Origin of the sequence: Lujinxingia litoralis (assembly GCF_003260125.1) — a bacterium.
Classification (GTDB): domain Bacteria; phylum Myxococcota_A; class Bradymonadia; order Bradymonadales; family Bradymonadaceae; genus Lujinxingia; species Lujinxingia litoralis.
The window spans coordinates 19,755-34,624 of the sequence record NZ_QHKO01000010.1; the positions used below are offsets into that span (position 1 = coordinate 19,755).

A 14,870-nucleotide genomic window follows, 5' to 3' on the forward strand; every position below is an offset into this window, starting at 1 on the left:
CACCTGCCCCCCAGCCGCGTTTTCTGTCGCGACGAAGGCCCCTTCGGGGCCGGTGCTGGCCATGCTCACGCTCGTGCTGGTCATGCTCAGCGGCTGCGCCTCCTACACCCAGGATCTGCGCCCGACCCGCCAGGCGCTCACCGGAGGCAACCCCCAGGCGGCCATTGAGGCGCTCAACCAGGCGCTCGACGTGGACCACGCCGGCGAGCTCCCAACGAACCTCAAGCAGGACCGGGTACTCTTTTTGCTGGAGCGGGCCACGCTCCTGCAGGCCACCGGGGACTACGAGCAGGCCGCCCGCGACATGATGTACATCGACGACCACCTGGAGTGGGTCGACCTCTCCGGGGCCAAAGCCGCCCAGGTCATGCGCTTTATCTACAGCGATGACGCCGGCCAGTACCGCGCCCCGGCCCATGAGCGCCTGCTGCTCAACACGCTCAACCTGATCAACTTTCTGGCTCAGAAGCGCCTGGGTTCGGCCCGGGTCGAGGCCCGGCGCTTCGACCTGCTGGCGCGCTACTTCGTCGATGCCGACAGCCGCCAGCTGATGCCGGGCATCCTGGGGCTGGGCTACTACCTCAGCGGCGCCACCTTTGAGGCCTCCGGGGAGTATGATGACGCCGCGCGCTTCTACGCCCGCGCGTACCTCTCGGGGGTCTGGCCCGAGGAGCATCCGGGGCGTCTGGAAGACCTCATCGCGCTGACCGGCTACCGCGGCCGGGATCTGACCGACTTCGACATCACCGAAGATCATCCCCTCTTTACCTCAGCGCGCAGCCGCGAGCGCCTGAGTCGCGCCGAGTACCGCGCGCGCCACCAGGCGGGCGACGCACTGGTCGTGGTGCAGAGCGGGCTCTCTCCCTACCGCAAGGCCGAGCGCGTCGGACTGGGCTGGGCGCTGGGCTACTCCCAGCACTCCCCCTACGCCGGCGCCTACCTGGACGCCGACGCTCGCCGGCAGGCGCTGAGTCTGCAGGCCAGCGGGGCGCTCAACTCGCTGAACTTCCCGGTGCTCACCGACCACGACTTGCCCCCCCGACGTCAGGTGGGCGTGGTGATCGACGATGCCGCCCTGACCGGGCACGCCCGCGTCGATCTCTACAGCCAGGTGCACGCCAGCTGGACGATGGTGGGGGCAACCGCGGTGGCCGCAGCGATCTCCCGGGCGGTGGTGCGGGCAGTGGCCGGCCAGGCCAGCCGGGCGGCCACCGACGCCGCGCTCCGGCAGGGGGGCTCCGAGGCGGCCGCCGCCGGGGCCCTGGGCCTGCTGGCCGGCCTGGCAGTCCAGGGCACCATGAGCGCCCTCGATACTCCGGACACCCGCAGCTGGACCACGCTGGCCGCCGACATCGACTTATTTCGCATAAAGTTACCCGCCGGACGTCATACCGTGGCGGTGGACATCGGCCCGATGCGCGATGAGCGGGTGGTCGACGTCCTCACCGACGAATTTTTGCTGCTTAACTTCTCGGCTCTGCGCTAGCCGCTCTCTGGTCGAGTGTCCCTGAGGGGGCCTCGGCCCCTGCCTTTGAGGACCTGTGATGCGACGCACCCTGCCCCTGCTCATCGCCACCCTGATCTTTTTGATCAGCGCTCCGGCGCTGGCCCTGGACGGCTACAAAGACCGTCGGGGCTCCTATTTTGGTCTGGGCCTGGGAGGAGGCGCCGGCTCGGTCTTTGTCGAAGATGAGGCATTGAGCACGGGGCTTGATGATGGCAGCGACCTGGGCCTGCACCTTCATGCCGCGGTCGGCGGCGGCGTCACTCAGAACCTGCTCTTTGGCGCGGAGCTCAACACCTGGATTCGCACCACCGATGTGTACGGCCAGTCGCTGAACCATCAGCACTGGTCGCTCAACGCGGTGAGCACGCTCTTTCTGGTCAGCGGCCTCTTTGCCGAAGCCGGCGTGGGGCTGGCCTACGGCATCAGCGACGCGGCGCGCCCCGACGGGTTTGAGCGCCGCTATCAGGAGATGGGCCTGGCCCTCAAAGGCGGCGTGGGCTTTGAGTACTTTATCAACGGCACCATCGCGCCGGGCTTTCGCCTGGGCTACACCCGCCATTTCTACTCCACATCTGACTTCGAGACGCTGACCGGCGGAATCTCGATCCGGTGGTACTGAACCCACTTTCCCCTGGCCGCGGGCGCGTGGTGGCGCGCCCGCGGCCAGGAAACGATGGCGCACCGATCGCGCATGTACCCCGCGAATGTTCGTCCCTCGGTCGTACATCTACCCCACATAAACACGCGCCCTTGTTCGACCCTCGGTCGTACACATTCCCCGTGAATGTTCGTCCCTCGGTCGTGCATCTACCTCGCAACTGACGTCGTGAATGTTCGACCCTCGGTCGCGCATCTACCTCGCAACTGACGTCGCGCGCACATCCCTTCCCCGCATAAACACGCGCCCTTGTTCGACCCTCGGTCGTGCATCTACCCCGTGAATGACGTCGTGAATGTTCGACCCTCGGTCGTGCATCTACCCCGCATAAACACGCGCCCTTGTTCGACCCTCGGTCGTGCATCTACCCCGCAAATGACGTCGCGCGCGCATCCAGGGTCTTCGGTCACGAACATCTCCCGCAGGCTGCTTCAAGTCTCCCGCCCCCCCCCCCCTGGTGCAACGCTTATCCGATAGCGCGGCGCGCCCACGCCACACGCGTGTCGGTTGACGCTGCTTCGCCACGTACTCTCGACGGGGAGCCACACGCCCCCTCGACCGCTTCAAGGCGTCGGAAGTCCGCAGTTCGCCAGAGACGAAAGTAGACGTGGACTCCGAATCGACTATATTTGAAGTAGAGTAACGGCAGCGGGTCGGAGCAGTTACACTGTAATTTTCTCCGACACGTTGAATATGGAACGCTTTCTGCACGTTAAATGCAGTGAAGGGCAGCCCGGTAACTCAGGGCCGTACTCGAGGCCAGATGTCTGGATAACTCACGCTCGCCAGGCGCGCAGGTGTCCCCAGCCGAAGGATAAAGACCATGCTGCCGGATTACATCATCTACGATCAGCTCAAAAAAGAACGGGCCCGCCGCGAAGAACAGCGCGAGCAGCGCCCCCAGCTTGATATCCCCTCGCCCATGCCTTACTGGCCGGAGCAGGAGCGCGAGAGCCCCAAACCCTCTGAAGATCGAGCCGAGCGCGGCGTGGAGATCTTTCAGATGTGAGTGCCGCTCCTCGCTGCTCGGCGAGGAGGCCTCATGCCCTTTAGCGACGTTCAGGAGCTCATCCCCAGCGGTGGCTTCTTACAAGCGCCCGAGACTCTCGTGTCTCGGGCGCTTTTTTGTGTTCGCTCGTCCGACAGGCCCGCCCCTCAGTCGCACCTCACCCGCATATTCACTCGCTGATGTTCAACCCTCGGTCGTGCATTTACCCCCCGGCGCGGCCTCCCCCCCACGCCCGCCCCCAGGGGTGGTGAGCATCACCCGCATCCCCCCCGGCAATGTTCGACCCTCGGACATACGCATACCCCACTGCGATCGTCCCGGGGTCGAACATCACCCGCATAAACACTTACTGATGTTCAACCCTCGGTCATGCATATACCCCGTAACGCTGCCTGCGAAGGCTCTCCTCACGCCCCCTTCTGGCTCCCCGCGGCAGATTGACGCATCGCATCATTGGCGATGACCCGGCACAAAAAAACAAGCTAGAACTTTCCGTTGACATCACAACTTACACTTCTATCATCGCGACCTAACGATCGTTAAACTAACAACCGTTAGGTATCTGCCCGCAGTTCCTCTCAACCTCCCCGGCAACCCGTCATGCCCCCTCCATCCACCTCTAATGAATCGTCTCTCACGCTGATGGAGAGACTCCTGTCCCGCGGCTTCAACGAAAACGCCGCCCGCATCCTCATCGCTGCCGCTCACCTCTTTGGTAAAAAGGGCTACACCGCAACCAGCGTGCGCGAAATCGTGAAGGAAGCCGACGTCACCAACCCGGTGCTCTACTACTACTTCGAGAGCAAGGAGGGGGTGTTTCACCGCCTGCTCGACGTCGTCCAGGATGCTCTCCACAGCGCCATCGAAGAGGCCATCAGCATCCATCAACGGGTACAGGACCGCCTGGAGGCGATCATCACCGCTCTCTTTGCCGGCCTGCAGTTTGCGCCGGAGCTGATTCGCTTTGTCTACTCGGTCCTCTTCGGTCCGGTGCAGAGCCGCCCCGACGCCAACATCTTCGCCTTCCAGGAAAAGCTCCACGAAATGCTCTGTGGGGTCTTTGAAGAGGCGATCGACCGCGGTGAGTTCGCGCTGCGCCCGAAACGCACCATCGAATTTCTGAGCGATCAGTTCATGGGGGTGGTCAACAACCACATGATGTTCGCCTTCGCCATCCTTGAGTTTGGCCCCTGCTCTACCCAACGCGATCAGCTGCTCAACGACTACATCGGCCCCGACGCCCGCCGGGGACTGCTCGACTTCTTTTTTCATGGCGCGGGAACACTCGCCAACCAGGAGACCCCATGACACTGACGACCTCTCCCATCCCCCCTCGCCGGGCGCTGGCTGCACTGGCGCTGACCCTGGCCCTGGTTGGCTGCAACTCCGAAGCCGCCAACATGCCGGCCGCCGAAGAGGTGGAGTTGCCCCCCACCCCGGTCAACGCGATTGAGCTGCAGGCCACCGACTTTACCGACACCTTTGATGTGCTGGGCACCGCGGAACCGGTCGACTCGGTACGCCTGATGGCCGAGGTCCCCGGGCGCATCCTCAACGCCTATGTCGAAGAAGGCGAAGAGGTAAAACGCAACCAGAAGATCTTCCGCATCGACGTGGAGCTCGATGCCGCGCGCATCGACCTTATGAACACCCAGGTCGACGCCGCCGATCGCGAGCTGCGCCGCCTGCAGCGCCTGCGGGCCGAGGGGCTGGCCACGCCCCAACAGATCGACCAGGCGACCACCAGCCTGGAGAACGCCCGCCAGAACCTGCGTCAGGCGCGCATCGGCGTGTCCAAAAACCGCGTGACCAGCCCGCTGGCCGGCCACCTGGTCAACCGCAACGCGGAGCCCGGAGAGTTCGCCAACCCCGGTCTGGCCCTGGCCGAAGTCATCGTCTACGACACCATCGTCGTGCACGCCCAGGTCCCGGAATCCGAGCTGCGCCACCTGGACAAGAGCGCCACCATCGAGGTGCATATCCCGGCGCTCGACAAGTCGTTTGAAGGCACCATCCACCGCGTCGGGCTGCGCCCGCTGGGCGCGACCAGCACCTACCCGGTCGAAATCCGCGTCGACAACGCCAATCTGGAGATCCGCCCGGGCATGCGCGCGAGCCTGCGCTTTGAGCGCGATCACCACGAAGACGTGGTCATGGTCCCGCGCGAGGCCATCCTGGAGGGCTACAACGCCCGCGAAACCATGGTCGTCTCCGCCGATGGCACCGCCGAGCTGCGCCAGGTCGAAGTTGGCCCGGGCAACGCCACCCACATCATGGTCACCCGCGGGCTCTCGCCAGGCGACCGCCTGATCGTGCGCGGACACCGCGCGCTGGTCTCGGGCACTCACGTCAAAGTGGTCCCCGATCCCCACGCCTCCGCGCCGAGCACCGACACCAACGCGTCGAAAGCCGACGCCGAAGCCCCGAAAGCCGACACCGAGGCCCCGGCCGCTGAGGACAAGGAGACGCTATGAAATTAACGCGTTTTTCCATCGATCACGCCGTCGCCGTGTACGTGCTGATCGTCTGCATCATCATCGGCGGCCTGCTCAGCTACCGCAGCCTCCCCCGGGAGGCCGCGCCCGATATCGCCATCCCCATCGTGATGGTCTCCACCCCCTACTTCGGGGTCTCGCCGGCCGACATTGAGACGCTGGTCACCAAGCCCATGGAACGTCAGTTCCGTAACCTGCGTGACCTCAAGGAGATGACCTCGACCAGCGCCGAGAGCGCCTCGCTCATCGTGCTGGAGTTCGACCCGGAGGTCGACATCGACGAGGTTCTTCAGCGCATCCGCGTGGAGGTCGACAAGGCCAAGCCCGATCTTCCCCCGGACGCCGAAGACACCGAGGTGGTCGAGATCAACTCCAGCGACTGGCCGATCCTGGTGGCCAACGTCGCCGGTGATATGGACCCGGTACGTTTGAAGGCGCTGGCCGAAGATATGCAGGAAGATCTCGAAGCGCTCCCCGGGGTGCTCCGGGTGAGCCTGGCCGGGGGCGTGGAGCGCGAGATCCACATCCTCCTCAACCCCGACCGCATGCGCCAGCTGGGCGTCTCGGCCGATGACGTCATCAACGCGATGCGCTCCGAGAACGTGAACCTCCCCGGGGGCTCCATCGACATCGGCGCCATGAAGTACACCGTGCGCGTGGCCGGAGAATTCGAAGAACTCGAATCGATGCGCCACATCGTGATCAAGTCGCCCGAGGGCAACCCCATCTACCTGCGTGACATCGCCGAGATCGAAGACGGTTTTGAAGATCCCACCACCTTTAGCCGCCTGACCACCTGGCAGGAGAACGCCGCCGGGGAACGCGTCCCGGTGACCAAGACCAACGTCAGTCTGGCCATCGTCAAACGCAGCGGTGAGAACATCGTGGCCATCGCCCAGGATGCCAAAAAGGTCATCGATCGCTACGACCGTGTGGCCGGCGAGAGCGTACAGATCACGATCGTCAACGACATGTCCAAGAGCATTGCCGCGACGGTGCGGGAGCTGGAGAACAACATCATCAGCGGCATGATCCTGGTGCTGCTGGTCCTCTTCTTCTTTATGGGCGGCGCGCGCAACGCGCTCTTCGTGGCGGTGAGCGTGCCGATGAGCATGTTGATCACCTTCCTGGTGCTCTCGATGCTGGGGGTGACGCTGAACATGGTCGTGCTCTTCAGCCTGCTGCTCGCGCTGGGGATGCTGGTCGATAACGCGATCGTCATCGTGGAAAACATCTACCGCCACGCCTCCAGCGGCAAAGATCGCGTCACCGCGGCCTACGAAGGCACCAAAGAGGTGGGCTGGGCGGTGATCGCCTCAACCGCCACCACGGTAGCCGCCTTCTTCCCGATGCTCTTCTGGCCCGGGATCATGGGCGAGTTCATGGGGTATTTGCCCCTGACGGTGATCATCACGCTCTTGAGCTCGCTCTTCGTGGCGCTGGTCATCAACCCCACGCTCTGCGCCACGCTGCTTCACGTCAAAGAAGGCGTCAGTTTCGACGAAGACACCGTGCCCGACCTGTGGATCTACCGCGCCTACCGCAAGACGCTGGAATTTGCGCTGGCCCACCGCACGATCGTGACGCTGATTGCGCTGGCGGTGTTCATCGGCACCTTCGTCATCTTCGGCGCGGTCTCCCGCGGGGTGGAGTTCTTCCCCAAAACCACCCCGGAGCAGTTCAGCGTGGAGGTCACGCTCCCCGACGGCACCAACATCGAGGAGACCCAGCGCACGCTGGCCGGGCTGCAGGGACCGATTGCCGGCGCCCCCGATCTGGTCACGGCCTGGATCACCGACACCGGCACCCAGGGTGGCGGCCAGGCCGGCGGCGGTGGCGAGGCCCCGCACTACGGTCAGATCACGGTGGAGTTGAAGTCGATCGAGGAGCAGCCCTCCGACCCCAACCTCTTTATGGACGAGCTGCGCCAGATCTTTGCCCAGGTCCCCGGCGCCGAGATCATCATGCGCACCCAGAGCATGGGTCCGCCCACCGGCGCCCCGGTCTCCATTGAGATCGCCGGCGACGACCTCTCCGCGCTGGCCCGGCTCTCCCAGCAGGTGCTCCAGACGGTGCAGACCATCCCGGGGGTCATCGATCTGCGAGATAACCTGGAGCTGACCCGTCCGGAGATCCACGTGGAGATCGACCGTCAGCGCGCCGCGGTACTGGGGCTGAGCACGCACTCGGTGGCCCAGACGGTGCGCACGGCCATCAACGGCACCGAGGCCGGCGTCTTCCGCGAGGCCGACGAGGAGTACGACATCCTGGTGCGCCTGCCCGAGGAGCGTCGCGCGTCGATCTCGGACATTCAGCAGCTCACCGTGGTCAACCGCGACGGGGTCCACATCCCGCTGGTGGAAGTGGCCAACGTGGTGGTGCGCGGGGGCAGCGGCTCGATCCGGCGCAAAGATCAGGAGCGCGTGGTCACCATCTCGGGCGACGTCGCCGACGGGTACCTCCCGGCGGTGGTCCTGGCCGAGGCCCAGCAACGCCTGGGCGACATGCAGCTGCCGGCCGGCTACGAGATCCGCTACACCGGGGAGAGCCAGGATCAGCAAGAAGCCGCGGAGTTTTTGGGCCGCGCGCTGCTGGCAGCGGTGTTTTTGATCCTCTTGATCCTGGTGACCCAGTTCAACTCGATCGCCCAGCCCTTCATCATCATGTTCACGGTCTTCTTGAGCCTGATCGGCGTGCTCTGGAGCCTGATCGTCACCCAGGCGCCCTTTGGCATCATCATGACCGGCATCGGCATCATCAGCCTGGCCGGGGTCGTGGTGAACAACGCCATCGTGCTCATCGACTACATTAACCAGCTGCGCGCCCGCGGCTGGGATCGCCGCGAAGCGCTGATTCAGGCCGGCCTGGTGCGCTTCCGCCCGGTCATGCTCACGGCCATCACCACCATCCTGGGTCTCTTGCCGATTGTGCTCGGCGTGAGCATCGACTTTATCGATCAGTCGGTGACCTTCGGGGGCGCTTCGGTGGAGATGTGGGGGCCGATGGGTGTGGCGGTCACCGGCGGACTGCTGGTGGCCACGGTCCTCACGCTGGTCGTGGTGCCGGTGCTCTACTCGATGTTCGACAGCCTCTCGGACGTCTCCCGGCGCATCTTCAACCGGGTGGCCGCCGCCGGGCTGATCCTCTCGGTGCTGATGCTGGTGGTGCCGGCCATCGCCTCGGCCCAGGGCGCCCCGGCGACTCCGGCCGACGAGACCAGCGCCGGCGAGGAGCTCTTCCCCCAGGTGGACGACCCGACCACCATTGAGCGACGCTCGCTCGATGATGCCGAGCTGGAGAGCGCGGTGGAGATCGCGGTCGGGCGCGCCCTCTCGCTGCAGGAAGCCCGCGAGCTGGTACGCACCAACGCCTTCGATGTGCAGCTGGCTCAGAACCAGGTCGACTCAGCCCAGACGGTGATTCGGCAGGCCTACAGCGCGCTCTTCCCCAACTTCTCGGCGAGCGGCAACTACACGGTGAACCAGGAAGAGGTCGTGCTCGACTTCGGCGATGGGCTCCCGGCCGGCATTGAGGTTCCCCCCTCGGTGGTTCAGCCCAAAACCAACTACAACTGGAACCTCGTGGCATCGATGCGGGTGAACTTCCGCTCCTGGCCGCTGATTCGGCAGGCCTACGCCCAGCGCGACCTGGCCCAGGCCCAGGTCGAGATGACCCGCGAGATGCTCGACCAGGCCGCGGTGCAGACCTACTTCAATCTGGTGATGGTCCGCCGGATGATCGACATCAGCGTGCAGCAGGCCCTCTCGGCCCAGACCATTCTGCGCTTCACCGAGGCGCAGGTCTCGGCGGGAACGGCCACCGAGTTTGAGCTCACCCGGGCCCGGCTGCGCGTGGTGCAGACCCAAAAGGAGGTCGATCGGGCGCGTCAGCAGTTCATTCAGGTGCGCAAGGCCTTTGCCGAGCTTCTGCAGACCGACGACGACTTTGATGTCGACGTGCCCGAGCGCCCGACCCAGGTGCAGGGCGAAGACCTGCTGGAGCGCGCCGAAGAAAACCGCGCGGCCTTTGAGGTGAACCGCCTGGCGATGGAGGTCGCCGCTCTCGGCGTGGAGGACATCTTCTATCAGTACCTGCCGGCGCTCTCGGCGTCCTTCCGCTACGGCGGCGGGAAGTCGACCGCGCTGATGCCCGGCGATCCGCGCTGGACGCTGACCCTGGGCGCGGAGTGGACCCTGTGGGATGGCGGGCTGCGCGAGGCACAGCTCAAACAGGCCCGCGCCCAGCAGGTGGCCGCCGAGCTGCGTCAGGAGCAGACCCGTCACCAGATCGCCTCCGAGATCGACCAGGCGCAGGCCGACGTCGACGCCGCGCACCTCCAGCTGGAGAGCAGCGTCACCGAGATCGAATTGGCCCAACGCGGCGTCGACCAGGCCGAGACGGCGTTTCGCTACGGCGTGGCCACCCAGCTCGATGTCATCAACGCCCAGGATCAACTTCGTCTGGCCCAGCTCTCGCGCATTCAAGACGAGCTGCAGCTGGAGCTGGCCATCTACAACCTGCAGACCCTGGTCGAAGGTCTTCATCAATAAGCAGGAGGAAGACCTCGTTGCTCGCCCGGCCTGAACGAGCGCTGCGCTCGTTCAGGCCGGGCGCCCCCCCCAACCCATTCTCCAGAGGAGTAAGCGCGCATTTTGACCCTTGTCACACATTTGGCTACACTGTGGGAGGCCCCTGCCGCATCCCCGAGGCAGGCATCCAGGCGACGCTACGACATGCCATCGTCCCCCGGGTTCATTCTCCCGCACGCATGATCTCACAGACGAATCTTAGCAAGGCGTTACTTGAACCCGAATGCTACGGATCGGACAACCAGACACTGATGAAGCCAGGGTTGAGGAAGAGTCGTTATCTCCTCGCCACAAAAACTCCTCGCCAGAACGCGGCGCTTCGCTGCCCCGGCGAGGCCAGCCCCCCTGTCAAGCCCCCGAAGCCATTCGGAGGCCTTCTCGCCAAATTGTTGTAGAAGTAAACTCCCACCACCCTCGCCAGACTTTGTGCGATCTGGGGTCTTACCACTACTCATCCGCTCCAAGGCGATTTCTTCCTCAACTGTGGCTTCATCAGTCTCACTCACCGCTCCCCCGTAGCTACCACCCATGATGGAGGATGTTATGCGTACCACTGGATGGCTCAATCTGTTCGTTGTGCTCGCTGTGGCTCTCTCGCAATTTGCCTGCGGGGAGCCCACCCGTGAAGATTATCGCGACGAAGCCGCCGAGACCTTCTGTGACCGCTCCGACGATTGCGGAAACGTGGGCGAGGGTCGCACCTACTCGAGCTACTCGGACTGCCTGGTGGAGAAGAAGGCCGACTTCAACGATGTCTGGCCTGCCGATCAGTGTAGTGGCGACAGAATCATCGAGTCTCAGTTCGACCGCTGCCTGGATCGCATCAAAGTCTCGGCCTGTGACGGCAGCTGGCTCGACCAGCTCTCCACGCTCAACGAGTGCCGAGCCGGCAATGTCTGCGCCAACTAAGTCGCACTGAATGCCGCTTAATTAAAAAAGCCCGCTCGATACCGAGCGGGCTTTTTTATGCACAGAAACCTGACCGAACACCGACCGGCTCAGCCCTCGACCAGCGCCGGCGCATCATAAAGCGCCCTACAGAGCGCCAGCGCGCGCGGCGAACGAACGCGCCAGTCCATGAGGTTCATCGCGTAGCCAATCGTGAGTTCTTCGACCGGATCGGCCCAGCCCAGCGCGCCGCCCATCCCGGGGTGTCCGAAGGATTCGGGATTTGGCGAGAAGAGGTGGCGCTCTTCTTTGCAGAAGCCGTGGGACCAGCCGATGGGCTTTTGCAGCACAAGATCATTTTCGGACCACCCCAGGCGGCGGTACGCCGGCCGCAGGGTGTGGGCTTTAAGGTAGCGCGTGTCCTCAAACTTGCCCTTCTGCGCAAAAGGCAGATACGCCCGGGCCACCCCGTGGGCGCTCCCGGTGGCTGAGGCCCAGCCGAGCACCGCGCGACGCGCCGGCACCTGGTTGTACACGGTCACATCATCGCCGGGGATCTGGGGGTTGAGAAAGGCACGACGCATCACCGAGCCGGGGCGAATAAACTGCTGGAGCACCCGGGCCTCGGTGGAAGCCCGCTGGGTGATGGCGTTGGTGAGCATCTTGACGACCCGGGCCGGTTTTGCCGGGGGATAAAGCGTCGCGATGCCGTCGTCGAAGGCCTCGGGCGTGCCCAGGTACACGTCGGAGCCCAGGGGCTCCAGGAGCTCCCGGCGCAAAAACTCGCCAAGGTCCTCTCCCGGGCAGATGCGCTCGAAGAGTTCCCGGGCGTACATCCCAAAGGTGATGGCGTGATAGCCCTGCTCCTTGCCCACCTCCCAGGCCGGTTTTTGCGACTCCAGCGCTCCGAGCAGGATCTCGGCGCGAGAAGGGTCGGTGACGTCTTCCATCGTCAGCGCGGTGTCCAGACCGGCCAGCCCTCCGCGGTGCCCCAGCAACGTGGCCACGGTCATGCCCTCTTTTCCGTCGCGGCCAAACCCCGGCCAGTACGACTCCACCGGAGCGTCCCACTTCAGTTGCCCGCGACTCACCAGGAGGTGGAGCGCCATGGCCACAAAGCCCTTGGTCACCGAAAAGAGCACCACCCGGGTATCACGCTCCCAGGGCCGCTGCGTCTCAACATCGGCCAACCCGCCCCACAGGTCCACCACACACTCGCCCTTTCGATAGACCGTAAATCCGGCACCGATCTCCTCGCCGCGCTCCAGCTGCCGGGCGAAGGTGCGGGCCACCGGTTCAAAGCCGTCGGCGTAACTACCCCGCGCCGGATAAGGCGCCAGGTTGGGCATTGTCGGAGACGTTGTAGAGGGCGTCGACTTCGTAGCACTTTGAGTCATCGCAACACCTTGAGGCAGAATGTCTAAAACTTAAGCGAACATCGAACCAGCGTGGCTCTCATCGACCGAAGACTAGCCGCCGGAGCCTGCCGAGAAAAGGCAAAGGACCATCACACGCCGAACGCATCCGGGGGTTGAACATCTCCCACGATTTGCGCGCTCTTGACGTTCGTCCGAGGGTTGAACATCTCCCACGATTTGCGCGCATAAACAGGGGGTTGACGTTCGTCCGGGGGTTGAACATCTCCCACGATTTGCGCGCATAAACAGGGGGTTGACGTTCGTCCGGGGGTTGAACATCTCCCACGATTTGCGCGCATAAACAGGGGGTTGACGTTCGTCCGAGGGTCGAACATCTCCCACGATTTGCGCGCTCTTGACGTTCGTCCGAGGGTCGAACATCTCCCCTACGGCAAGACCGCCTCGGGCAGAAAAATTACGAGGCGCTCTCCCCCTCTACCGGCGGAAGATTCTGCACCGGTCGCGCCTCCCCGCGCAGCGCGTGCCCGCTACGTTGGTAGGGCGTCCCCAGGATACGGCTCAGCGCGGTGCGCGTGCGCGTCGACAGATAGCAGCTCACAAAGTCCACCGAGGTGCGCGGGTCGAGGTAGGGGTTCTGGGTTCTTCCCAGCTTCACCAGCATCAAGACCTGCTCGGCCACGCTGACCGGACAGCCGGCGATGCGCATCACATCGCTCTTGCGCGCGCCCAGAAACTTCGACTCCACCTTGAGCATTTTTTTAAATATATCGTCGACTTTAAAGCTCTCCGGATTGAGCTCGGAACGATCCCGATACAGGCTCTCGATCTGGACCTGCTGCCCGCCAATCTCCCCCTGGTAGGTTGCACAGTCCCCCATAAACACGACCTTCTCACCGGGTTTGGCGTCGATTTCCCCCTCGTAAGCCCCGAAGACAATGTGCATCGGCGGCATCTTCGCGTCGGTGGCCTTGTCATAAACGCGAAGAATCTCAATGGCCTCTTCCAACGCTCCGGGGCAACCTCCCCAGCAATAGTCTTCGGTTTTACCGGGCGGCCGCCCGGCGTAGGCGCGAATGTTGGTGCCTTTAAAGTAGTCTTCGACCCGTACCAGCCCCACCTCGAAGTCCGCCGCCCGCTCCTTTGCCTCCTCCAGCGAGACATCGCCCAGGATGCGAATCTGGGAGAGATCCACCGGCCCGAACCCCCGCTCGTGAGCCAGACGAATATGATCGACGCTCATCGGATCGATGCCGATGATGTGGCAGCAGACCGCGTCAAAGGCCACCTGGTTATTGCCCATCACCATCATGTTCAGCCGGTAAGGAAGCGGCGTGAGCATGCGTCCCTCCCCGGCAATGATGGCGTCGGTCGCGATAAACTGCGGCTGAGTGATGTACTGCAGATCGGCGACCTTGGCGTTGAGCGCGTAGTCGTGATCGATAAGGCGGTGGCGGTCATCCTGCAGGCCGATGTAGTTCTTCATGCTGAAGGTGACCGTCGTCCAGGGGTGCGCCTTGAACTTGGGGCAGTTCACAAAGAAGTCGGCCCGGGCCACCGGCTCCGGCGTGTAAAATGAATCGCGCAGCCTCCCCTGATGAAAGAGCGGAATCTCCACCTGAGTGGACTCCTCAAAGTGGTAGAGCTTGACGTCCCCCACCCGCCGGGCCATCTCGTAGTAGCCGGCGTTTTTAAAGGTGTAGCGCGTGGGCACGGTGATGCCGCTGCGCTCGCCAACGGCCAACTCCTCGATCTGAGTGCCGCGTTTTTTAAGCGCGCGCAGGATGCCCTCCACAAACTCCGCCCGGGTGTAGGCGTGCGGAAACATCTCCCCGGAGGCCACCACATTGGGTTTGACCAGGGTGCGCCCGTGCGGCTGCAACCCCATCGTATCGAGCCCCTCCACGGCCAGACGCTCAATGCGCTCCGGGTCGTATTCGGCACAATGCCTTAAGATGACGGTCGGTTGGTGGGTCGCCATAATCGATCTCCAGCGCGCAGGAGGAAGCGCGAACGTTGACGTTTGCAGTCGGGATGTCGAGTCATGGACGTCGACACCAGCGAGAGTGTAAACGGTTGACTCGTTGGGTCCAATCCCGACACACCCCGGGCCGGGCCTACCCGAAAGGATAGCGAACACAAGGGTAACAAAAGCCGCCCGAACAACGAGATAGACCGCATAAACACTCGCTGATGTTCAACCCCCGGTCGAGCATAAACACTCGCTGATGTTCAACCCCCGGTCGAGCAAAAAGACCGCTGATGTTCAACCCCCGGTCGTACAGAACCTCCGCTTAAACACCCACTCGTGTTCAACCCCCGGTCGTACACAAGGACCGGCCGCCCCC

The 14,870-nt window shown here is 63.8% G+C and carries 9 protein-coding genes; 7 read left to right on the top strand and 2 right to left on the bottom strand.

All coding sequences use genetic code 11. From position 1 onward, the window contains the following. The first annotated feature begins 61 nt into the window (after positions 1-61). From DL240_RS16610 to DL240_RS16640, 7 genes are all read left to right on the top strand, one after another. Entirely contained in the window at positions 62-1,486 is a 1,425-nt protein-coding gene (locus tag DL240_RS16610) for a COG3014 family protein (protein WP_111731024.1), read from the top strand. A 58-nt stretch (positions 1,487-1,544) separates the two neighbouring features. Next, the gene (locus tag DL240_RS16615) at positions 1,545-2,126 is read left to right on the top strand and encodes an outer membrane beta-barrel protein (RefSeq protein WP_111731025.1); all 582 of its coding nucleotides are present in this window, start codon (positions 1,545-1,547) and stop codon (positions 2,124-2,126) included. Positions 2,127-2,988: 862 nt separating this feature from the next. After that, positions 2,989-3,174, top strand: coding sequence for a hypothetical protein (locus DL240_RS16620; protein ID WP_111731026.1), 186 nt, complete (start codon positions 2,989-2,991; stop codon positions 3,172-3,174). A 642-nt stretch (positions 3,175-3,816) separates the two neighbouring features. Next, positions 3,817-4,482 carry a TetR/AcrR family transcriptional regulator gene (locus DL240_RS16625; RefSeq protein ID WP_158542659.1) on the top strand — a complete coding sequence of 222 codons (666 nt, stop codon included), beginning with the start codon at positions 3,817-3,819 and terminating at the stop codon, positions 4,480-4,482. Next, positions 4,479-5,648, top strand: coding sequence for an efflux RND transporter periplasmic adaptor subunit (locus DL240_RS16630; RefSeq protein WP_111731028.1), 1,170 nt, complete (start codon positions 4,479-4,481; stop codon positions 5,646-5,648). The genes DL240_RS16625 and DL240_RS16630 overlap by 4 nt, the downstream gene beginning before the upstream one ends. Beyond that, positions 5,645-10,219: an efflux RND transporter permease subunit gene (locus DL240_RS16635; protein ID WP_111731029.1), complete on the top strand. Its 4,575-nt coding sequence runs from the start codon at positions 5,645-5,647 to the stop codon at positions 10,217-10,219. The genes DL240_RS16630 and DL240_RS16635 overlap by 4 nt, the downstream gene beginning before the upstream one ends. A 582-nt stretch (positions 10,220-10,801) precedes the next feature. Continuing rightward, entirely contained in the window at positions 10,802-11,167 is a 366-nt protein-coding gene (locus DL240_RS16640) for a DUF6184 family natural product biosynthesis lipoprotein (protein WP_111731030.1), read from the top strand. Between the two features lie 89 nt (positions 11,168-11,256). Here the strand turns inward: DL240_RS16640 and DL240_RS16645 are convergent, their stop codons facing one another. Further along, positions 11,257-12,543, bottom strand: coding sequence for a serine hydrolase domain-containing protein (locus DL240_RS16645; protein WP_111731031.1), 1,287 nt, complete (start codon positions 12,541-12,543; stop codon positions 11,257-11,259). 436 nt (positions 12,544-12,979) lie between these two features. Then, positions 12,980-14,503, bottom strand: coding sequence for a DUF362 domain-containing protein (locus DL240_RS16650; RefSeq protein ID WP_111731032.1), 1,524 nt, complete (start codon positions 14,501-14,503; stop codon positions 12,980-12,982). Between the last annotated feature and the right edge of the window lie 367 nt (positions 14,504-14,870).